The sequence below is a fragment of the Variovorax sp. H27-G14 genome (genome assembly GCF_046156345.1).
Classification (GTDB): Bacteria; Pseudomonadota; Gammaproteobacteria; order Burkholderiales; family Burkholderiaceae_C; genus Variovorax.
In genome coordinates, this window is record NZ_JAYLVN010000017.1 from 86,302 (window position 1) to 105,064 (window position 18,763).

Consider the following 18,763-nt stretch of genomic DNA (forward strand, 5'->3'; position numbering starts at 1 on the left):
CAGCCCGCCGCCAAGGAAGCGCAGACCGCCCTTCTCATTGGTGCTCCCGGAAGACTTGGAGAACTACCTCCGCGCACGTGCAGGAGCGGGCTACCGCTCCATCACAAAAGAGATCGCAATGCGCCTTGAGCGCAGTCGTGAACTCGAGCAACTACCAATGAAGAAAGGACAGTAATGAGCAACATCTTGCCCATCGGCGCCGTCACCATGACGAGCCTCGAACTGGTCGACTTCATCAATTGCCAGCGGGGTGACAGCGAGGTCGAATTGCGGCACGACCACTTCATGGCCAAAGTGCCAAAAGTGCTTGGCGAGACAGCTCCCAAATTTTTGGGAACTGCCTCATACGCGAACGGCACGGGCGGCATGGTCTTGCGCGGCATCTACCATTTCCCCAAGCGCGAAGCCTGCCTGATGGCCATGAGCTACAGCTACGAACTGCAGGCGAAGGTCTTCGATCGCATGAGCGAACTGGAAACGGTGACCGCCGGCGGACGCTTTTACATCCCGCAGACCATGCCGGATGCCCTGCGCCTCGCTGCTGATCTCGCCGACCAGAACAAGGTGCTGACCGAGCAGGTCGAGACCATGACGCCGAAGGTCGAAGCCCTCACTCGGATCGCCCTGGCCGATGGCTCGATGTGCATCCAGTCGGCGGCCAAGCACCTGCAGGTCCAGCCGAAGAAGCTGTTCCTCTGGCTGAGCGAGCACGAGTGGATCTACCGCCGCGCCGGCGGCACTGGCTGGCTGGGCTACCAAAGCCGCATCCAGTCCGGCCTGCTGGAGCACAAGGTGACCACGGTCGAGCGCAGCGACGGCAGCGAGAAGATGGTCGAGCAGTGCCGCATCACGCCGCGCGGCCTGTCGAAGCTCGCCGAGTTGCTCAACGAGAAGGCCGCCGCATGAAAGCGTTCGGCAAAACGTTTTACGAGACTTCGAAGCTGCTGCTGCGCCAAATGCAGCAGCCAGAAAGAGGTGAGGCCATGTTCGCGCCAACGAACACAGCCTCGATGAAAAACCACCCCGTCAAGGATAGGACTTCACATGGTCAAGGTTAGCACGCGCCCACAAGTCGGCGCAACCGGCGAGCAATCGCCCTCCCCCATCCGCCCAGCTGCGCGCAATCCGGAGGTCGTCGAGTTTGATTCGTCGGCCATCGACGTGGTCACGATGCGCACCACGGAGATCCATGCCCTCGCGTCTTGCGCGGTCTGCCTGGCGGCCGTCGAGAAGTCCAACGAGGGACGCTTCAGCGGCTACGAACTGATCGATGAAGCGCTGCCGGTGCTGGCCAACGTGATCATGCGTTTCGCCCGAGAAGCTCGCGAAGCAGGTGACCAACTGTTTGAGCAGTACCGGGAAGCCCGCGACGTCGCTAACGGAGTGCAGCAATGAACGCCGTCATCGACAAGCCCAAGGCCAAGGCGACAAAGCGCGCACCTGCAGCCCAAAAAATCGACACGCCGCTCGTGACCATCGCGGACATCCGCGAATGGATTGGCACGGCGGAAGCAAAACTTGAAATGGCCTGCGACGCAGCCGAGCGTGGCGAGCCGATCGACACACTGCTCGACCACATCAACCATAACGTGCTCAGCGGGCCGTTTTCGATCATTCATCGTGAGGATCTGACGCAGGGCGATGCGAAGCGCATCTATACCGGCCTGTTCCCTGTGCTGGCGTGCCTCCAGGGCGCCATCAAGCTCGCAGAAGGCACGATCCTGCCCACCACCCTTGAAGAGGCGTTCGCACTTCTGGATGCTGCGCAAACTGCTTTGGACCCGGTCAACCAAGCCGTGCGGATGCTCCCTGAAGGCGGGCCTGCTTATGAATTCGAGCGCGGCCGTGATCTCGCGATCCAGTTCATCAACGAAGGCAGCGCCCTTTCTGGGGAGCGAGACTGCTACCGAGGACACCGCGACCCGGGAACGGCTCAAAAGGACTTCGCGAGCGACTACCTCTTGCAAGCGGTCGATGCACCAGAAATGCTTGGTGGGTTCGCTGCCGTGCTGTCGCAGGTGATCGGCAACGGCGAGGGATTCAACGGCGAGTTCTTCTCGAAGCTGACGCTGGCCGAAACGCAGGCGGGAGAAATCCAGGGCGTATACGAATCTAGCGCCGCCGGGGCGAATGGCAAGAAGCTGGTTACGGCCGCCCACGCGCCTGATTCCATCCGCCGAGCAGCACACAGCGACGACGTACAAGACCCCTACGTCGTCATCTTGAACGCGCTCGCATGCGTCCAGGTAGCGAACCTCAGCGGTGGTACGGATGTGCTGTGCGCTCTGTACAGCCTCACTAAGAAAGCCTCCGAGAAGGTCTCTCAAGCGAGTGGCATGCATCAAGCCGGCAGCTACTCCCTGGAGCTGCACGACGCCGCGAGCGACGAGCTGGCCGGTCTGTTGGGGTTGCTGCGCGTGCTGGATGACGGCACCGAGCCGATGCTGAGCGCGGCCGAGACGTTGGTCATCCTCTGCAAGGCGGGGATCGACCGAGCCATTCACGAGCAGCCGAAAGCGGGGGTATCACTATGACGCCGCGCCTGTGCAACCTGAAGCGCCGGCTCGAACGATGGGAACTGGAGCACCTGCGCCAGCACGCGGCCGACTTGGCCGAGCGACTGGAGGCCGCCGAGAAGCGCGCGACCGAAGCAGAGGCCCGGGCCACGCACGCCGAGTACACCTGTGATTTCTGGCACGACCAGGCCGTCGACGCGCACCACGCCGCAGCTGATGCAGTGGGCGGCCTGCACGGCATCACCATGGACGGCCAGTTAGTTGTCGTGCCGCGCGCGGTGGAAGGGCTGCACGCATGATTGCGCTCGTTCTGCTCTACCGCGCCGGCAGCGTCGTGCGCCGCGCGCTGATCGATGTTTGCCTCTTCGTGCTGTTTCTATTCGGTCTGTTGTTCGCAGCAGTCTGGAGGTGGGCATGAGAACGCCAGCGCCTTCAAGGCCAGCGCTGCGGCTGGTGCCTAAGCCCGCGACAAAGATCGACGCTGACCTGATTGCCTTCAGCGTCATGGAGCACATTGATGCGAACTTCGCGGCCATGTGGAGCGCGGCACCTGTTGGGGCGCGCGCCAGCGTTCGGAACGCGATCGTTCGCGCCGTTGTAGCGCAGGAGGCCACGCGATGAAGTGTCCCGCCTGTACCAGCACCGAGCAACGCGTGCTGTCGACTCGGCCCGGCGACGCCCGCATCACCAGGCTGCGCTGCTGTGATGCTTGCGGCCACCGCTGGAACACCATCGAACTCAGCGCGCAGAATCTCACCCGCATGGAATCGGCGGTGGCTGCCGTCCGCACGTTCACCAGCCTTTCCAAGGAATTCGAGGATGCCGCGGCCACGCACAGTTAACAAGAAGATCCCCGACTTGCCGCGCGGCATGCGCAAGGTCGGCTCGGTCTGGTACTGGCGCGGAACCGACGGGCTCACCAAAGAGATCGAAGCTCGCCTGAAAGAGGCTGGCATATCGATGCGCTGCGGAACGACGCCAGTGCAGGCCCGGGTCTGGTGGGAGAAACATATCTCTCCAGCCTTGGTCGCAGCCGTGCCGGACGACGACGTAGCCGGCACCGTCGAAGAGGTCATTCGCAAGTACGAGGCCGACGAGCTCAGCACCATCAAGCGCGAAGCAACGCGGACGGAATACAAGGGCCGGATCAAGCGGCTGCGCATCGCCTTCCGCACCAAGCGCTACCCAAAAGCAGAAGTGCAGGCCTTGCTGCCGGGCTACCTGAGCGCTGTGACCGTCACCCAACACCTACACGCCAACCGGGAGCGAGCCGCTTCTGCGAACAAGGACATCCAAACCCTATCCCGCATGTTTCGCTTGGCGCGTGTGCGCTGGGGCCTGACGACATTCAACCCTTGCGACGGCATCGAGTACCTGCCCGAGGCCCCACGCGACCAGTACGTGAGCGACGAACGCTACGCCCAGATTTACAACGTGGCCAGCCCGCTGCTGCAGTGCATGCTGGAAATCAGCACGCAGACGGGTGCGCGCGAGGGGATGATTTTTGACATCCGGATCGGCGACTTCGACGCGGACCACATCGACCTGCGCGTTACCAAGAAGCGCAACGACAAGGGCTTCACCACCAAGGGCTACACGATGACGCCGGACCTGTGGGCCGCACTCACCCGCGCGCTTGAGCTGCGAAAGAAGAACAGGGGTGGCGCGGCCAGCCTACCGAGCGACTATCTGTTCATCACCAAGCAGGGGAAGCCATACGGCAAGGAGGCGTTCAAGACGCTGTGGCGCGCCGTCCGCACGAAGCTGGGCCTTGCTCCGCGGGAGATCACCTTCCACGACATGCGGGCTAAAGCGGCATCGGATTCGGACTCGGACGTGTCGGCCCAGGAGCTGCTGCACCACGAAGACGTGAAGGTCACAAAGCGCGTGTATCGGCGCAAGGTGCCCACTGGAACACCCTTGCCATCCGCAATTGGTGGGCGTGGCGGAAACTGAAAAGAGGCGGGTTTGTCAGAAACCCCCTCTATTTGTCAAAGACAAAGAAAAACGGGTCACGCCTTGTGAGCGTAACCCGTTGATCTATCTACTGATTTTGGTCGGTGTGAAAGGATTCGAACCTTCGACCCCTTGCACCCCATGCAAGTGCGCTACCAGGCTGCGCCACACACCGAAGCTCTCGATTATAGCGCTCTAAATTCAGTGTCCAACAGTCAGCAGCTCACGAATTTCAAAGAGTTCGCGGCGAAGGTGCAACAGCTGCGAAAGATCCACGGTTTTCGTACTCGCCGCAGTGGTCGCCGACTCGGGTGCACTCTGCACAACGGCGGCATCGAACTCTTCTTGATCGATCTCTATCGCTTCCATGCCTTCGAGCGGCACATCGCCCGACTTGCGGCGGTCACGCTCACCCTGCACCAACTCCTGCAGCTTGTTGCGCGCCCCGCTGATCGTGAAGCCCTGGTCATATAGCAGGTCGCGGATGCGGCGGATCATGAGCACCTCGTGGTGCTGGTAATAGCGGCGGTTGCCGCGCCGCTTCATGGGTCGCAGTTGCGTGAACTCCTGCTCCCAGTAACGCAGCACATGCGGCTTGACGCCACAGAGTTCGCCCACCTCACCAATGGTGAAGTAGCGTTTGACAGGAATCGGCGGGAGCGTTTTCTCCATTGAAATCAAGACTGTGCGCGGGAAACCTTAGAGATTACTCCACGCAGGCGCACAGCACCAAGCACTATTCGGCGCCCAGGCTCCACTCGACCTCGGACGCGCTGCCCTGGTCGATGCTTCCGTGGATCTGCTCCTTCAGTTTCGCGCTTGCATGGAACGTGGCCACGCGGCGCTCACCGATCGGAATGGCCTCGCCGGTGCGCGGATTGCGGCCCGGCCGCGGTGCCTTCACGCGAATCTGGAAGTTGCCGAAGCCGGAGATCTTCACGTCCGTGCCTTCGATGAGGCTGCCCGCCACGAGCTCGAAGAACGCCTCGACCATGTCCTTGGACTCACGCTTGTTCAAGCCGATCTGTTCGAACAGCAGATCGGCCAGATGCGCCTTGGTGAGCGCAGGCGTCTCGAGGGCCTCGAGCGTGAATTCGGCAGCGTTCATTCTCATCAACCCCTCAAGCGGCCGCCGAGCGTGGCGCCCAATTGTTCGACGATGGCACGCACGGCGGGCTCGACCTGCTCGTCCGTCAGCGTGGCGCTGTCGCTCTGAAAACTCAGGCGCACCGCCATGCTCTTCTCACCCTGCGCCAAGGCCCCTGGTGAGGCCACGGCGCCGTCGCGCAATGGTTGCGGACGGTAGATGTCGAACAGCGCGGCGTCGCGCAGCAGCCCTTGCGTCGCGCTGGCCGCGCGGATGGTCTGCATGAGCGCGTCATGCGTGACGGCCTCGGCCACGACCACGGCAATGTCGCGCTCCACGGCCTGGTGCTTGGGCACGGCCTTGGCCACCGGAACGGAGCGCGCGGTCACCGCGTCGAGGTCCAGTTCGAACAGCACGGGCGCCTGCGAGAAGTCCCATTTCTGGCGCCAGCGCGGATGCAGTTCGCCGACGAAGCCAATGGCCTTGCCGTCGACCAGCACGCGCGCCGAACGCCCGGGGTGCAGCGCCGGATGCTCGGCCACATCGAAGGTTGGCACCACGGGCGCCAGCAACGCTTCGACGTCGCCCTTCATGTCGTAAAAATCGACGCGTTGCGACTTGCCGTCCCAACGCGATTCATCGGCGTCGCCCCAGGCCAGGCCCGCAACGCGCATCGGCTGGTTCACACCGCGCACGGTGCTGTCGGTCGTTGCCACGCTGTCGTCGCGCAGGAACACGCGGCCGGCCTCGAACACACGCACGCGCGGTGCCTTGCGGTCGAGGTTGAACTTGAGCACCTGCATCAGCGAACCGAGCAGCGACGAGCGCATGACGCTCATCTGGCTGGCAATCGGGTTCAGCAGCTTGATCGGGTTGGCGTTGCCGGCAAGGTCTTGCTCCCAATGGGCTTCGACAAAGCTGAAGTTGATCGTTTCCTGATAGCCCAGCGCGGCCAGGCTGCGGCGCACCGCGAAACGGCTGCGTTGCGCCTCGGGCCGCACGCGGGCGGTGATGGGCGCAAGCGGCGCCGTGGTCGGCAGGTTGTTGAAGCCGATCAGGCGCGCAACTTCTTCGATCAGGTCTTCTTCGATCAGCAGGTCGAAGCGGTGCGGCGGCGGGGTCACGGTCAAGGTGCCCTCGCCCTCGGCGATGGCAAAGCCGAGGCGGTTCAGCGCATCGGCGCACTGCGCCTGGGTCAGCGGCATGCCGATGACGCGCGCCGCACGCGCCACGCGCAGCGTGACGGGCACGGCTGCGGGCACGTGCAGCGTCTGGTCGTCCATGGCGCCGGCTTCGCCGCCGCAGATCTCGACGATCAGTTGCGTGATGCGCTCGATGATCTGCACCGTGCGGCTCGGATCAACACCGCGCTCATAGCGGTGGCCCGCATCGGTCGAGAAGTTGAAGCGGCGCGAACGGCCTTGCACGGCCTCGGGCCACCAGAAGGCGGCTTCGACATAAATGTTGCGCGTGTCGTCAGACACCGAGGTGGCGTCGCCGCCCATGATGCCGGCGAGCGACTCGACCTCGCGGTCGTCGGCGATCACGCCGACCTTGTCGTCTACCGAGATGGTCGTGCCGTTCAGCAGCTTGAGTTGTTCGCCCGCCTTGCCCCAGCGCACGGTGAGGCCGCCGTGAATCTTGTCGAGGTCGAAGATGTGCGTCGGCTGGCCGTACTCGAACATCACGTAGTTCGAGATGTCGACCAGCGGTGTCACGCTGCGCTGGCCGCAACGCGCGAGGCGCTCGACCATCCATGCGGGCGTGGTCACCTGGGTGTTCACGCCACGCATGATGCGGCCCGAGAAACGGCCGCAGAGTTCGGGCGCTTCGACCTTGACGGGCAGCACATCGGCGAATGCGGTCGCGACCGTGGCAATCGCCGGCGTCTTGAGCGGCGCGCCGGTGAGCGCGGACAGTTCACGCGCCACGCCATAGACGCTAAGGCCGTGCGCCAGGTTCGGCGTGAGCTTGAGCGTGAGCAGCGCGTCGTCGAGCTTGAGCACATCGCGCACGTCGGCGCCGATGGGTGCATCGGCCGCGAGCTCGAGCAGGCCACCGTGGTCTTCGCTCAGGTGCAGTTCGCGTGCCGAGCACAGCATGCCCTGGCTCTCGACGCCACGCAGCTGGCCGAGCTTGATGAGGAACGGCTTGCCGTCTTCACCCGGGGGCAGCTCGGCGCCAACCAGTGCGCAAGGCACCTTGATGCCGACGCGCGCATTGGGCGCGCCGCACACGATGTTCAGCAAGGCGCCCTGGCCCACATCGACCTGGCACACGCGCAGGCGATCGGCGTTGGGGTGCTGCGCCGCTTCCTTGATTTCGCCGACCACGATGCGCGTGAAAGGCGGCGCCACCGGGCGGCGCTCTTCGACTTCGAAGCCGCCCATGGTGAGCGTTTCGGCCAGTGCGGCGCTGTCGAGGGGCGGGTTGCAGAACTCGCGCAGCCAGGATTCCGGGAATTGCATCTCTTCGATCTCGATCTGGTTTTTCTAGGGAAAGGGGCTTACTGGAACTGCGAGAGAAAACGCAGGTCGCCGTCGAAGAACAGGCGCAGGTCGTTCACGCCATAGCGCAGCATCGTGAGCCTGTCGGGGCCCATGCCGAAGGCGAAGCCGATGTAGCGCTCGGGGTCCAGACCCATGTTGCGCACCACGTTCGGGTGCACCTGGCCGGCACCGGACACCTCGAGCCAACGGCCGGCCAACGGGCCGCTCGCGAACTGGATGTCAATTTCAGCGCTTGGCTCGGTGAACGGAAAGAAGCTGGGGCGGAAGCGCAGGACGAGGTCGTCGCGTTCGAAGAAGGTGCGGCAGAAGTCCGTGAAGATGACCTTCAGGTCCTTGAAGCTCACGTTCTCGCCGAGCCACAGGCCTTCGCACTGGTGGAACATGGGCGAGTGGGTGGCGTCGCTGTCGACACGGTAGGTGCGGCCGGGCGCGATCACGCGGATCTCTGGCGCCTTGAAGGTGCCGGTGGTGTCTGCGGCAGCAGCCGCGAACTCGGCCGCGTACTTCTTGATGTGCTGATGCGCATAGCGCACCTGCATCGGGCTGGTGTGCGGACGCAGGTTGTAGGGAATGCCGTCGTCGCCGTTGAGGTCGACGTAGAACGTGTCCTGCATCGAACGCGCCGGATGGTTCGGCGGGTTGTTCAGCGAGGTGAAGCTGTGCCAGTCGCTCTCGATCTCGGGGCCGTCGGCCACGTCGAAGCCCATGCTCGAGAAGATCTCCTCGATGCGCTCCAGCGTGCGGCTCACGGGGTGCAGGCCGCCCGAAATGCGGCGACGGCCGGGCAGGCTCACGTCGAGCGCTTCGGCTCGCAGTTGCAATGAGAGCTCTTCGTCGGCGAGTTGCTGGCGGCGCTCGGTCAGGGCGGCCTCGATGGCCTGCTTGCCAACGTTGATGGCGGCGCCGCGGGACTTCTTCTCTTCGACACTCAGCGCGGCCATGCCCTTCATCAACTCGGTGATGCGACCCGATTTGCCAAGGAACTGTGCCTTGGCGTTTTCGAGCTCGGCGGGCGTTTTCGCTTCGGCGAAGGCGGCGCGTGCGGTGTCGACCAGGGAGTCCAACTCGTTCATAGCAACAAAAATCTTCGAGGGGAAATAAAAAAGAGCTGGAGCCTTTTCAAGCGCCAGCCCTTGAGCCGTGGGCGCAGGAAGCTGCCCGAAGGCAGCAGCCTGCTGTGCAGAATCAAGCAGCCAGCTTGGCCTTGACCTGCTCCACGATGCCGGCAAAAGCGGCCTTGTCGTGCACGGCGATGTCCGCCAGCATCTTGCGGTCGATCTCGATACCGGCCTTGCGGATACCGTTGGCGAACTGGCTGTAGGTCAGGCCCAGTTCACGCGAGGCGGCGTTGATACGCGCAATCCACAACTGACGGAAAACGCGCTTCTTGGTACGGCGGTCACGGTAGGCGTATTGGCCCGCCTTCATCACCGCCTGTTTGGCGACGCGGAAGACATTACCGCGGCGACCGCGAAAACCCTTGGCGAGTGCGAGAACTTTTTTGTGGCGGGCGCGAGCCGTTACACCACGTTTGACGCGAGGCATGTATTTTCTCCTTGTTCGTCTGAATTAAATGCCACGGCCGGGCAGCATGGCGGCGACAGAAACCATGTTGGTTTCATGCACTGCGACTGCACCACGGAGGTGACGCTTGTTCTTGGTGGTCTTCTTCGTCAAGATGTGACGCTTGAAGGCTTGACCGCGCTTGACGGTGCCACCGGGACGAACGCGGAAACGTTTTTTCGCGCTGCTCTTGGTCTTCATTTTGGGCATGTAAATGCTCCTTTAGTTTGTGCTCGTGAGGCGCCATGGATGCTCCACGGACTTGTTGGCCCCGAGACACTTCTTTATCTCGCCCCTGCCAGCGCTTCTTGCGAAGCACCGGCAACGGCGAAATCCCTTCAAACCTCGTCTACTGCAAACCCGACTCAGGCAGTCGCGGGCGAAGCAGCCGGCGCGGCAGCATCAGCCGCCGGCTTAGGCGCACCGCCACCCACCTTCTTGCGGCCCGGCGCGATCATCATGATCATCTGCCGACCTTCAAGCTTGGGGAACTGCTCGACCATGATCAGGTCGCCCAGTTCGTCGCGAATGCGCTGCAGCAGCGCCAAGCCAAGCTCCTGGTGCGTGATCTCGCGGCCGCGAAAGCGCAGCGTGATCTTGCATTTGTCGCCATCCTCAAGAAAGCGCTTGATGTTGCGCATCTTGATGTTGTAGTCGCCGTCGTCGGTACCGGGTCGGAACTTAATTTCCTTGACCTCGATGACCTTCTGCTTCGACTTCGCTTCGGCTGCCTTCTTCTGCTCGTGGTACTTGAACTTTCCGTACTCGATCAGGCGGCATACCGGCGGGTTGGCCGCCGCGACGACCTCCACCAGATCCACATCGGCCTCGCCCGCCAGGCGCAGGGCCTCGGAAAGGCTCATGACACCCATTGGCTCGTTTTCCGGGCCGACAAGTCGGACTTCCGGGGCCATGATTTCCCGGTTCAGGCGGTGTTGGCGTTCCTCGCGGTGGCGGCGGTCGCGAAATGCAGTAGCGATGGTCAGAATCCTTCAAAAATTGCTACAAAATCTGTAGCGAACGCCGTTCAGCCCTCGCGGACAAACGACATGAGTTGGCAAGGAAACATATAGGGTGTTTCAGAGACAAATCAACGCTTGTCGGCAATGTCCTGAACGAGCCGTTGCACGAACGATTCGAGGGACATTGCACCGAGGTCTTGATTGCCCCGGGCGCGCACTGCAACGGCACCAGCTTCCTTTTCCTTGTCGCCTACGACAAGGATGTAAGGGAGCTTTTGCAACGAATGCTTCCGTATTTTATACGTAATCTTTTCGTTGTGCAGGTCAAGCTGAACCCTAAGCCCTTGATTTTGCAGCGCTTTCGCCACGTCTCGAGCGTAATCGGCCTGTCCTTCGCTGATATTGAGCACCGCAACCTGCACCGGAGCGAGCCATGCGGGCATCGCGCCGGAGTGGTGTTCGATCAGCATACCGATGAAGCGCTCCAGGCTACCGACGATCGCGCGGTGCAGCATGACAGGATTCGCACGGCCGCTTGATTCCGTCACGTACTCGCCGCCCAGGCGCTCCGCCGTGTTGAAGTCGACCTGCATCGTGCCGCACTGCCACTGGCGGCCGATGGCGTCGCGCAGCGTGTACTCGATCTTCGGGCCGTAGAAGGCGCCGTCACCCGGGGCAATGACAAAGTCCACGCCCGAACGGCGCAGCGATTCCATCACCGCATGCTCGGCCTTGTCCCACAGCTCGTCAGAGCCCACGCGGTTCTCTGGGCGCGTGGCGACCTTGTAGAGAATGTCCGTGAAGCCGAAGTCGGCATAGACCTTCTGCAGTTGCTCCGTGTACGCAATGCACTCGTCCAGGATCTGGTCTTCCGTGCAGAAGATGTGTCCATCGTCCTGCGTGAAGCCACGCACGCGCATGATGCCGTGCAGCGCGCCGCTGGGCTCGTTGCGATGGCACTGGCCGAATTCGCCGTAGCGCAGTGGCAGGTCGCGGTAGCTGCGCAGGTCACTCTTGAAAATCAGCACATGGCCCGGGCAGTTCATCGGCTTGAGCGCGTATTCGCGCTTTTCCGACTCCGTCGTGAACATGTTGTCCCGGTAGTTCTGCCAGTGGCCCGTTTTTTCCCACAGGCTCTTGTCGAGAATCTGCGGGCCCTTCACTTCCCAGTAGCCCGTATCGCGGTAGATGGCGCGCATGTACTGCTCGACCTGCTGCCACATCGCCCAGCCCTTGGGGTGCCAGAACACCAGGCCCGGCGCCGCTTCGTCGATGTGAAACAGGTCCAGCTCCTTGCCCAGCCTGCGGTGGTCGCGCTTCTCGGCTTCCTCGATGCGCTGGATGTACTGGTCGAGCTGCTTCTTGTCGGCCCAGGCCGTGCCGTAGATGCGCTGCAGCTGCTCGTTCTTGGCATCGCCTCGCCAGTAGGCGCCGGCCAGTTTCATGAGCTTGAAGACCTTCAGGAAGCGCGTGTTCGGCACGTGCGGGCCGCGGCACATGTCGACGTATTCCTGGTGGTAGTACAGGCCCATGGCCTGCTCGTCGGGCATGTCTTCGACCAGGCGCAGCTTGTAGTCTTCGCCGCGCGACTTGAAGACCTCGATCACCTCGGCGCGGGGCGTCACCTTCTTCACGACGTCGTAGTCCTGCGCAATCAGTTCGCGCATTCGGGCTTCGATGGCGGCCATGTCCTCGGGCGTGAATGGGCGCTCGTATGAGATGTCGTAGTAGAAGCCCTCGTCGATCACGGGGCCGATCACCATCTGGGCCGTCGGATAGAGCTGCTTCACCGCGTGGCCGACCAGGTGGGCCGTCGAGTGGCGAATGATCTCCAGGCCCTCGTCGTCCTTGGGCGTGATGATCTGCAGCTTGGCGTCGTGGTCGATGACGTCGCTGGCATCGACGAGCTTGCCGTCGACCTTGCCGGCCACCGTCATCTTGGCGAGTCCGGGACCGATGGACTGGGCGACCTCGGCGACAGAAACCGGGCCGGGAAACTCGCGGCGCGAGTTGTCGGGAAGCGTGATCTGGATCATGTGAAAACCTCGGGGAGAAAAACAAAAAAGCGCGGTGGATGCCGCGCTTTGCTTGGTTGTAGAGCTGGAAAAAACCAGCGTGCGCGGGGTTACCGGCCTTTTCCTTCAGTGAAGAAAAAGCCGCTGAATCCTTGCGGAGTAGTTCGCGGTGTCATAACCAAGGTGCCTTTCTCGCTCTTGTTGAGTGCAGAGGCGGCGATTCTATCCGCTGGCCACTCAGGTCGCTCAGCGCGTTCAGGCCGCGCTGGCCGCGTTCTTGAGGCCCAGCACGTCAAGGGTCTCGATAGAGGGCGGGCTCGCGAACAGGTCGGGCGCCTTGGCCATGAGCGCCTGCGCGATCGGGCCCGTGAGGTGGGCCTGCCGCCCTGCTTCGTCCTCGAACGCGTCGAAGATGCCGAAGGTGCTGGGCGACAGGCGCAGCGCAAACCAGATCGGCGTCGTCTTCTCGTCGCGCGCCATGGCCAGGCCGGCTTCGAGGAATTTCTCGACTTCGTCTTCCTTGCCGGGCTTGGCTTCGAGGCGGGCGAACAGTGCGAACTTGATCATGGTCATCTCCAGGGTTGAAAGAAAGAACCTTCACTGTAGGGAGCATCGGCCGTCGGCGGTATTGGCATTTTTGACATCTTTGATATGGTTATGGCCATGAAGCTCGATGTACTCGCTCTTGACGGCGTGTTCGACACCGGCCTGTCCACGGTGCTCGACGTGTTCACCACCGCCAACGAACTCGCGGCCACGCTGAAGCTCGACGTGGCGCCTTTCGACGTGTCGGTGGTAGGCGTTCGCAAGCGCGTGCGCACCTCGCAGGGCTTCAGCGTGCCGATTGCGCGTGCGCTCGACAGCAGCCGCAACGCCGACTGGATCGTGGTCCCCGCGCTCGGCTGCAAGATGCCCGAGACGCTCGAGCCCGCACTGCTTCGCGCCGACGTGCGCGATGCCTGCGCCGCGCTGCAGGCGCATGCCGGCGCGGGCGCCAACCTCGCGGCCGCATGCATCGGCACCTTCGTGCTTGCCGAAGCCGGCCTGCTCGATCGCCACAAGGCGACGACGACGTGGTGGCTGGCCACGCTGTTTCGCCAGCGCTATCCGGCCGTGCTGCTCGAAGATTCGCGCATGCTCGTGGCGTCGGGCGATCGCCTCACCGCCGGCGCGGCGCTGAGCCATGTCGACCTGGCGCTGTGGCTCGTGCGCCAGGCGAGCCCCGAACTCGCGACGCTGGTCTCGCGCTACCTCATCGTCGATGCGCGGCCTTCGCAATCGGCCTATGTGATTTCCGATCACCTGCAGCATTCCGATCCGATGGTCGAACGCTTCGAGCGCTGGGCGCGCGGGCGCCTGGCCCACGGCTTTTCGCTCGACGAAGCCGCGCTGGCCGCGGGCACCAGCAAGCGAACCCTGGCGCGGCGCATGCAGCGGGTGCTCGGCAAGAGCCCGCTGACCTATGTGCAGGACCTGCGCGTGGAGCGCGCGGTGCACCTGCTGAAGACCAGCGACAAGAGCCTGGAGCAGATCGCCGGCCTTGTGGGTTATGCCGACGGCGTCACGCTGCGCACCTTGCTGCGCCAGCGCCTGGGGCGCGGCGTGCGCGAAATGCGGTTGGAGAGCTGACGAGAAAAAGCCCGGCACGCGGCCGGGCTCCAAACAAAAGCAAGCTGTTCAGCGAAGCAGGGTGCAGCTCAGTGGAACTGCTCTTCTTCGGTCGAGCCGGTCAGCGCCTTCACGCTGGAGGAGCCGCCCTGGATCACGGTGGTCACGTCGTCGAAGTAACCCGCGCCCACTTCCTGCTGGTGCGACACGAAGGTGTAGCCCTTGTCGCGCGCGGCGAACTCGGGCTCTTGCACCATGTTCACGTAATGCTTCATGCCTTCACCGCGAGCGTAGGCGTGGGCAAACTGGAAGGTGTTGAACCAGTTGATGTGGATGCCGGCCAGCGTGATGAACTGGTACTTGTAGCCGAGCGCCGCCAGGTCTTCCTGGAACGAAGCGATCTGCTTGTCGTCGAGGTTCTTCTTCCAGTTGAACGAAGGCGAGCAGTTGTACGACAGCAGCTTGCCCGGGCAGGCAGCGTGCACGGCCTGCGCGAACTCGCGGGCAAAGCCGATGTCCGGCACGCCGGTTTCGCACCACACCAGGTCGGCGTAGGGCGCGTAGGCCACGCCGCGGCTGATGGCTTGCTCCAGGCCGTTCTTCACGCGGTAGAAGCCTTCTTGCGTGCGCTCGCCGGTCAGGAACGGCTTGTCGTTGGCGTCGTGATCGGACGTGATCAGGTTGGCCGCTTCAGCGTCGGTGCGGGCCAGAACAATGGTGGACACGCCCATCACGTCGGCGGCAAAACGCGCCGAGATCAGCTTCTCGCAGGCTTCGTGCGTCGGCACGAGCACCTTGCCGCCCATGTGGCCGCACTTCTTCACGGCAGCCAGCTGGTCTTCGAAGTGCACGCCGGCAGCGCCCGAAGAAATCATGTTCTTCATCAGTTCGAAGGCGTTCAGCACGCCGCCAAAACCGGCTTCCGCGTCTGCGACGATGGGCAGGAAGTAGTCGATGAATTCCTTGTCGCCCGGGTTCACGCCACGGCCCCACTGAATTTCATCGGCGCGGCGGAAGGTGTTGTTGATGCGACGGACCATCGTCGGCACCGAGTCGTAGGCGTAGAGCGACTGATCGGGGTACATCGACTCGGACGTGTTGCCGTCGGCGGCAACTTGCCAGCCCGACAGGTACACGGCTTCCAGGCCGGCCTTGGCCTGCTGCATGGCCTGGCCGGCGGAGATGGCGCCGAACGCGTTCACGTAGCCCTTCTTCGAGCCGCCGTTGATCTTGTCCCAGAGCTTCTCCGCGCCGCGCTTGGCCAGCGTGTGCTCGATGGGGAACGAGCCGCGCAGACGCACCACGTCGGCCGCGCTGTAGCCGCGCTTGACGCCCTTCCAGCGGGGGTCGGTGGCCCACTCTTTTTCGAGGGCGGCCACTTGTTGTTCGCGGCTGAGTTGTTCTGTGAGGGTCTGGGGCATGGTCACTCCGTGAGGTTGGGTTGAAGGTTGGCGCTGCGGCCGTGGAGCTACTTTAATGCCGACGCAGACTCTTATGTCTTATAGAAGACATATTTTTCAACCAGCAAAATCAATGACTTACAGAGATATTTCTCAATGCAAAATTATTTTTCTCATATTGAGAAAAAATATTGCAGCGCAGCAGCCAGGCATTTCGCAATGCGCAATCAATCTCTCGGTTGTGAAAACGGCGCGCTGTTTAGCGCCACATGCGCGATCCAGTCACCACTTGCGATCAAGCTGCGGCCCGCAATGCGCGACGGGTGAATCTCGTAGACGAGGCAATCGATCTCCTGCCCGTCGACCTGCACGCGCAGTCGCCGCTTGATGTACTCGCCCAAGTCGTCGTCGGCCACTTCCTCGAGCGCATCAAGCGCCGCTTCCACTGCCGGCTGCACAAGGTAGACCTCGCCCTTCACCCGCCCTGCACCGCCCAGCACCACACCGGGGTAAGCACCCAGGTCATGCAGCGTGCCTGCGATGAAGCCTTCGCCCACCCACACAGGCAACGGCCGGTAGCGGGCGATGTCGTTGCGCCCACCGCGGCGCAGCGTGCCGTAAACAAAAACGTGGGGCATCATCGAAACCGCTTTCTTCGCAACAACAAGAACTTCAGTCTATTGAACTCCGCAGCACCTCCACCGGGCCGCCTCATGGCCTACGGCTGTCTCGCATTGAGCATGTCGCTCGTCGGCGGCTACGTCGCCCTCTCCAAGCCCCTCGTTGCCGCTTTTCCGGTGCTGCTGCTCGCATGGCTGCGCTTCGGCATTGCCGCGCTGGCCATGCCGCACTGGCTCAGGCGCGCACCCGACGAGCCGCCGATGAACTCGAACACGCGGTGGCTGGTGTTCCTCGAGTCCCTCCTCGGCAACTTCCTGTTCTCGATCTGCATGCTGTACGGCGTGAGCATGACCAGCGCGGTGTCGGCGGGCGTGATCATGGCGTCGATCCCCGCGTGCGTTGCCGTGGCGAGCTGGCTCTTTCTGCGCGAGCGCATCACCGCGCGCATCGGCCTGGCGATTGCGTGCGCCGCACTGGGCATCGGCCTGCTGGCGCTGTCGCCAACGCACGCGCCGACATCGCCCACCGCCGCGCAGTCGTCGATGCCTTGGCTGGGCAACCTGCTGGTGTTCTGCGCGGTGCTCTGCGAGACCGCGTATGCGGTGATCGGCAAGTCGCTCACGGGGCGCCTGGGGCCCAAGCGCATCGCGTCGCTCATCAACCTGTGGGGCTTCATGCTGTCGATGCCCTTCGGCATCTGGTTCGCGCTGCAGTTCGATTTCACCGCGGTGCGCGTGGGCACCTGGGCCTTGCTGGTGGCCTATGCATTGGCCGCGAGCATCTGGACGGTGTGGCTCTGGATGACCGGACTTCGCCACGTACCAGCGGCACAAGCGGGTGTTTTCGCGGTGCTCTTGCCGGTGAGCGCGGCGCTCGTGGGCGTGCTCGTGCTGGGTGAAAACCTCTCTTCGCCACAGCTGCTTGCATTCGTGCTCGCGCTCACTGGTGTGGTGCTTGCGACGTGGCCAAGCCGTCGAACCTGAAAAAGGGCCCTTCTGCCCTCTGAAAAAACAACAGCCCCCAATGAAAAAAGCGCTTTTCCCCTTGGAAACGCGTTTTTTCTCCTTTAGCATCCGCAATGCCACTGGAGACGCAAGTTTTTCATTGGTGAACGTTCAACCAAAAAAGGAAATCAACCATGGCAACTGCAAAGAAAGCACCGGCAAAGAAAGCTGCTGCTCCCGCGAAAAAGGCTGCGGCTCCGGCAAAGAAGGTCGCTGCTCCCGCGAAGAAGGCTGCGGCTCCGGCAAAGAAGGCTGCTGCTCCCGCGAAGAAGGCTGCGGCTCCGGCAAAGAAGGCTGCTGCGCCTGCGAAGAAGGCCGCTGCTCCCGCAAAGAAGGCTGCTCCCGCCAAGAAGCGCACGCCCAACGCTGCGTTCATGAAGGCCCTGACCCCCAGCCCGGCACTGGCCGCTGTTGTCGGCTCGACGCCGCTGCCGCGCACCGCCGTCGTGAGCAAGCTGTGGGACTACATCAAGAAGAACAACCTTCAAGACAAGGCCAACAAGCGCAACATCAACGCCGACGCCAAGCTGAAGGAAATCTTCGGCAAGGCCCAAGTGTCGATGTTCGAACTGGCCGCGCTGATTGGCAAGCACGTCAAGTAAGCACTCGGGGGCCTCGCGCTCCTGAATCAAAAAGCCCGCTTCATGCGGGCTTTTTTTTCGCCTGCGGCAACGCCGCTCCTTCCTCGAAGAAGCGCGCCGGCGTGCGGCCAAAGTGCTTGCGGAAAGCCTCGATGAACGCACTCACCGAGCTGTAGCCCACCGTCAATGCCACCGTGGTCACGGGCTCTTTCAGGCTCAGCAATTCCACCGCCTTGAGCAGGCGCGCCTGCTGGCGCCATTGCGCAAAGCTCAACCCGGTCTCGGCCGCAAAGCGGCGCGTAAGCGTGCGGCGTGCCATGCCGATGCGCTTCGCCCAGTCGTCGATACCGTCGCCAAGCGCTGGCTCGTCCGCCAGCGCGGCGGCCATGGCAGCCAGGCGTTTGCCGTGCGGCATGGGCAGGTGCAACGACTGCCGGCCGCTCGCCGCCAGTTCGTCGATCAGCACGCCCACCAACCGCGCACGGCGGGGCTCCAGCAGGGCATCGGATGCATCCAGCGAAATCAGCCGAGCCACCAGCCCGCCGACCAGCGGCGTGACGGCGAACACATGCGGTCCGTCGGGCAAGGCCACGGCCGCCTGTGCATCGATGTGCAGACTCCATCCCGTCGTGGCGCCAAAGCTTTGCGCCGCGTGCGCGCAGCGCGGCGCAATCCAGCCGATCCACCCCGGCGGCTGCACCCAGCGGCCCGACGGCGTTTCGATGACCTGAAGGCCTTCTCGCAGCGCGAACAGCTGCCCGGTTTCATGCGCGTGCAAGGCCGTGACGCGCGGTGCCGCGTGCGTGTCGAGCCAGAGCCTGGCGGGCGCCTCAGCCGCCATGGCTGGCCCGCCGGCGGTATCGATTGGCCCCGCTCCGCAAGCCGCAAAGCGCCCTGCTGCCTAGCATCGAGCGCATCTTCAACACACCATGCAAGGAAC

23 protein-coding genes and 1 tRNA gene are annotated in these 18,763 nt (G+C 63.2%); 11 read left to right on the forward strand and 13 right to left on the reverse strand.

Annotation, left to right across the window (positions count from 1 at the left end; genetic code table 11):
* The first annotated feature begins 174 nt into the window (after positions 1 to 174).
* The 8 genes from VLK31_RS28365 (at position 175) to xerC (ending at position 4,472) form a co-directional block, all read left to right on the forward strand.
* Positions 175 to 906, forward strand: a complete 732-nt coding sequence (locus VLK31_RS28365) for a phage antirepressor KilAC domain-containing protein (protein ID WP_409171819.1) — start codon at positions 175 to 177, stop codon at positions 904 to 906.
* Entirely contained in the window at positions 903 to 1,058 is a 156-nt protein-coding gene (locus VLK31_RS28370; RefSeq protein ID WP_409171820.1) for a hypothetical protein, read from the forward strand. Before VLK31_RS28365 ends, VLK31_RS28370 begins: the two co-directional genes overlap by 4 nt.
* Positions 1,045 to 1,395, forward strand: a complete 351-nt coding sequence (locus VLK31_RS28375; RefSeq protein ID WP_409171821.1) for a hypothetical protein — start codon at positions 1,045 to 1,047, stop codon at positions 1,393 to 1,395. Before VLK31_RS28370 ends, VLK31_RS28375 begins: the two co-directional genes overlap by 14 nt.
* The gene (locus VLK31_RS28380) at positions 1,392 to 2,534 is read left to right on the forward strand and encodes a hypothetical protein (protein WP_409171822.1); all 1,143 of its coding nucleotides are present in this window, start codon (positions 1,392 to 1,394) and stop codon (positions 2,532 to 2,534) included. Before VLK31_RS28375 ends, VLK31_RS28380 begins: the two co-directional genes overlap by 4 nt.
* On the forward strand, positions 2,531 to 2,815 hold the full coding sequence (locus tag VLK31_RS28385; protein WP_409171823.1) for a hypothetical protein: 285 nt from the start codon (positions 2,531 to 2,533) through the stop codon (positions 2,813 to 2,815). Before VLK31_RS28380 ends, VLK31_RS28385 begins: the two co-directional genes overlap by 4 nt.
* Positions 2,812 to 2,934 (forward strand): hypothetical protein, encoded by a 123-nt coding sequence (locus VLK31_RS28390; RefSeq protein WP_409171824.1) that lies wholly within the window; start codon positions 2,812 to 2,814, stop codon positions 2,932 to 2,934. Before VLK31_RS28385 ends, VLK31_RS28390 begins: the two co-directional genes overlap by 4 nt.
* Positions 2,935 to 3,133: 199 nt before the next feature.
* Positions 3,134 to 3,358: a hypothetical protein gene (locus tag VLK31_RS28395; protein ID WP_409171825.1), complete on the forward strand. Its 225-nt coding sequence runs from the start codon at positions 3,134 to 3,136 to the stop codon at positions 3,356 to 3,358.
* Complete coding sequence (xerC, locus tag VLK31_RS28400) at positions 3,336 to 4,472, forward strand: tyrosine recombinase XerC (RefSeq protein ID WP_409171826.1); 1,137 nt, start codon at positions 3,336 to 3,338, stop codon at positions 4,470 to 4,472. Before VLK31_RS28395 ends, xerC begins: the two co-directional genes overlap by 23 nt.
* 98 nt (positions 4,473 to 4,570) lie before the next feature.
* On the opposite strand, the gene VLK31_RS28405 is transcribed toward xerC, so the two are convergent.
* From VLK31_RS28405 to VLK31_RS28450, 10 genes are all read right to left on the reverse strand, one after another.
* Positions 4,571 to 4,647, reverse strand: a tRNA-Pro gene (locus VLK31_RS28405).
* A 26-nt stretch (positions 4,648 to 4,673) separates the two neighbouring features.
* Complete coding sequence (locus tag VLK31_RS28410) at positions 4,674 to 5,144, reverse strand: MerR family transcriptional regulator (protein ID WP_409171827.1); 471 nt, start codon at positions 5,142 to 5,144, stop codon at positions 4,674 to 4,676.
* A gap of 64 nt (positions 5,145 to 5,208) precedes the next feature.
* Positions 5,209 to 5,580: an integration host factor subunit alpha gene (locus tag VLK31_RS28415; RefSeq protein ID WP_409171828.1), complete on the reverse strand. Its 372-nt coding sequence runs from the start codon at positions 5,578 to 5,580 to the stop codon at positions 5,209 to 5,211.
* Positions 5,581 to 5,585: 5 nt separating this feature from the next.
* Positions 5,586 to 8,027, reverse strand: a complete 2,442-nt coding sequence (gene pheT / locus VLK31_RS28420) for a phenylalanine--tRNA ligase subunit beta (RefSeq protein WP_409171829.1) — start codon at positions 8,025 to 8,027, stop codon at positions 5,586 to 5,588.
* A gap of 38 nt (positions 8,028 to 8,065) precedes the next feature.
* On the reverse strand, positions 8,066 to 9,142 hold the full coding sequence (pheS, locus tag VLK31_RS28425; protein ID WP_409171830.1) for a phenylalanine--tRNA ligase subunit alpha: 1,077 nt from the start codon (positions 9,140 to 9,142) through the stop codon (positions 8,066 to 8,068).
* Positions 9,143 to 9,254: 112 nt separating this feature from the next.
* Entirely contained in the window at positions 9,255 to 9,614 is a 360-nt protein-coding gene (gene rplT, locus VLK31_RS28430; RefSeq protein ID WP_007832499.1) for a 50S ribosomal protein L20, read from the reverse strand.
* Between the two features lie 24 nt (positions 9,615 to 9,638).
* The gene (rpmI, locus tag VLK31_RS28435; RefSeq protein ID WP_007832497.1) at positions 9,639 to 9,842 is read right to left on the reverse strand and encodes a 50S ribosomal protein L35; all 204 of its coding nucleotides are present in this window, start codon (positions 9,840 to 9,842) and stop codon (positions 9,639 to 9,641) included.
* Between the two features lie 155 nt (positions 9,843 to 9,997).
* The gene (gene infC / locus VLK31_RS28440) at positions 9,998 to 10,621 is read right to left on the reverse strand and encodes a translation initiation factor IF-3 (RefSeq protein ID WP_409171878.1); all 624 of its coding nucleotides are present in this window, start codon (positions 10,619 to 10,621) and stop codon (positions 9,998 to 10,000) included.
* Between the two features lie 101 nt (positions 10,622 to 10,722).
* Complete coding sequence (thrS, locus tag VLK31_RS28445; protein ID WP_409171831.1) at positions 10,723 to 12,630, reverse strand: threonine--tRNA ligase; 1,908 nt, start codon at positions 12,628 to 12,630, stop codon at positions 10,723 to 10,725.
* Positions 12,631 to 12,864: 234 nt separating this feature from the next.
* The gene (locus VLK31_RS28450; RefSeq protein WP_409171832.1) at positions 12,865 to 13,176 is read right to left on the reverse strand and encodes a putative quinol monooxygenase; all 312 of its coding nucleotides are present in this window, start codon (positions 13,174 to 13,176) and stop codon (positions 12,865 to 12,867) included.
* Between the two features lie 96 nt (positions 13,177 to 13,272).
* Between VLK31_RS28450 and VLK31_RS28455 the strand changes: the two genes are divergently transcribed.
* Positions 13,273 to 14,238: a GlxA family transcriptional regulator gene (locus VLK31_RS28455; protein WP_409171833.1), complete on the forward strand. Its 966-nt coding sequence runs from the start codon at positions 13,273 to 13,275 to the stop codon at positions 14,236 to 14,238.
* Between the two features lie 68 nt (positions 14,239 to 14,306).
* On the opposite strand, the gene aceA is transcribed toward VLK31_RS28455, so the two are convergent.
* Together aceA and VLK31_RS28465 are read right to left on the reverse strand one after the other, a co-directional pair.
* Positions 14,307 to 15,638 carry an isocitrate lyase gene (aceA, locus tag VLK31_RS28460; protein ID WP_409171834.1) on the reverse strand — a complete coding sequence of 444 codons (1,332 nt, stop codon included), beginning with the start codon at positions 15,636 to 15,638 and terminating at the stop codon, positions 14,307 to 14,309.
* A 206-nt stretch (positions 15,639 to 15,844) separates the two neighbouring features.
* Positions 15,845 to 16,258: a gamma-glutamylcyclotransferase gene (locus VLK31_RS28465; protein WP_409171835.1), complete on the reverse strand. Its 414-nt coding sequence runs from the start codon at positions 16,256 to 16,258 to the stop codon at positions 15,845 to 15,847.
* A 72-nt stretch (positions 16,259 to 16,330) separates the two neighbouring features.
* Here VLK31_RS28465 and VLK31_RS28470 point away from each other — a divergent pair, with 72 nt between their 5' ends.
* Together VLK31_RS28470 and VLK31_RS28475 are read left to right on the forward strand one after the other, a co-directional pair.
* Positions 16,331 to 17,221 carry a DMT family transporter gene (locus tag VLK31_RS28470; protein ID WP_409171836.1) on the forward strand — a complete coding sequence of 297 codons (891 nt, stop codon included), beginning with the start codon at positions 16,331 to 16,333 and terminating at the stop codon, positions 17,219 to 17,221.
* A gap of 155 nt (positions 17,222 to 17,376) precedes the next feature.
* The gene (locus VLK31_RS28475) at positions 17,377 to 17,844 is read left to right on the forward strand and encodes an SWIB/MDM2 domain-containing protein (RefSeq protein ID WP_409171837.1); all 468 of its coding nucleotides are present in this window, start codon (positions 17,377 to 17,379) and stop codon (positions 17,842 to 17,844) included.
* Positions 17,845 to 17,884: 40 nt separating this feature from the next.
* Here the strand turns inward: VLK31_RS28475 and VLK31_RS28480 are convergent, their stop codons facing one another.
* Positions 17,885 to 18,664, reverse strand: a complete 780-nt coding sequence (locus VLK31_RS28480) for an AraC family transcriptional regulator (protein ID WP_409171838.1) — start codon at positions 18,662 to 18,664, stop codon at positions 17,885 to 17,887.
* Positions 18,665 to 18,763 lie beyond the last annotated feature (99 nt).

Bases quoted from the DNA above. Each gene is read 5' to 3' on its own strand.
- aceA (WP_409171834.1), bottom strand. From the start codon at position 15,638: ATGCCCCAGACCCTCACAGAACAACTCAGCCGCGAACAACAAGTGGCC.
- pheS (WP_409171830.1), bottom strand. From the start codon at position 9,142: ATGAACGAGTTGGACTCCCTGGTCGACACCGCACGCGCCGCCTTCGCC.
- VLK31_RS28465 (WP_409171835.1), bottom strand. From the start codon at position 16,258: ATGATGCCCCACGTTTTTGTTTACGGCACGCTGCGCCGCGGTGGGCGC.
- VLK31_RS28375 (WP_409171821.1), top strand. From the start codon at position 1,045: ATGGTCAAGGTTAGCACGCGCCCACAAGTCGGCGCAACCGGCGAGCAA.
- VLK31_RS28450 (WP_409171832.1), bottom strand. From the start codon at position 13,176: ATGATCAAGTTCGCACTGTTCGCCCGCCTCGAAGCCAAGCCCGGCAAG.
- VLK31_RS28480 (WP_409171838.1), bottom strand. From the start codon at position 18,664: ATGGCGGCTGAGGCGCCCGCCAGGCTCTGGCTCGACACGCACGCGGCA.
- thrS (WP_409171831.1), bottom strand. From the start codon at position 12,630: ATGATCCAGATCACGCTTCCCGACAACTCGCGCCGCGAGTTTCCCGGC.
- VLK31_RS28370 (WP_409171820.1), top strand. From the start codon at position 903: ATGAAAGCGTTCGGCAAAACGTTTTACGAGACTTCGAAGCTGCTGCTG.
- xerC (WP_409171826.1), top strand. From the start codon at position 3,336: ATGCCGCGGCCACGCACAGTTAACAAGAAGATCCCCGACTTGCCGCGC.
- VLK31_RS28380 (WP_409171822.1), top strand. From the start codon at position 1,392: ATGAACGCCGTCATCGACAAGCCCAAGGCCAAGGCGACAAAGCGCGCA.
- VLK31_RS28385 (WP_409171823.1), top strand. From the start codon at position 2,531: ATGACGCCGCGCCTGTGCAACCTGAAGCGCCGGCTCGAACGATGGGAA.
- VLK31_RS28475 (WP_409171837.1), top strand. From the start codon at position 17,377: ATGGCAACTGCAAAGAAAGCACCGGCAAAGAAAGCTGCTGCTCCCGCG.
- VLK31_RS28395 (WP_409171825.1), top strand. From the start codon at position 3,134: ATGAAGTGTCCCGCCTGTACCAGCACCGAGCAACGCGTGCTGTCGACT.
- VLK31_RS28365 (WP_409171819.1), top strand. From the start codon at position 175: ATGAGCAACATCTTGCCCATCGGCGCCGTCACCATGACGAGCCTCGAA.
- rpmI (WP_007832497.1), bottom strand. From the start codon at position 9,842: ATGCCCAAAATGAAGACCAAGAGCAGCGCGAAAAAACGTTTCCGCGTT.
- VLK31_RS28390 (WP_409171824.1), top strand. From the start codon at position 2,812: ATGATTGCGCTCGTTCTGCTCTACCGCGCCGGCAGCGTCGTGCGCCGC.
- rplT (WP_007832499.1), bottom strand. From the start codon at position 9,614: ATGCCTCGCGTCAAACGTGGTGTAACGGCTCGCGCCCGCCACAAAAAA.
- VLK31_RS28455 (WP_409171833.1), top strand. From the start codon at position 13,273: ATGAAGCTCGATGTACTCGCTCTTGACGGCGTGTTCGACACCGGCCTG.
- VLK31_RS28410 (WP_409171827.1), bottom strand. From the start codon at position 5,144: ATGGAGAAAACGCTCCCGCCGATTCCTGTCAAACGCTACTTCACCATT.
- VLK31_RS28470 (WP_409171836.1), top strand. From the start codon at position 16,331: ATGGCCTACGGCTGTCTCGCATTGAGCATGTCGCTCGTCGGCGGCTAC.
- pheT (WP_409171829.1), bottom strand. From the start codon at position 8,027: ATGCAATTCCCGGAATCCTGGCTGCGCGAGTTCTGCAACCCGCCCCTC.
- VLK31_RS28415 (WP_409171828.1), bottom strand. From the start codon at position 5,580: ATGAACGCTGCCGAATTCACGCTCGAGGCCCTCGAGACGCCTGCGCTC.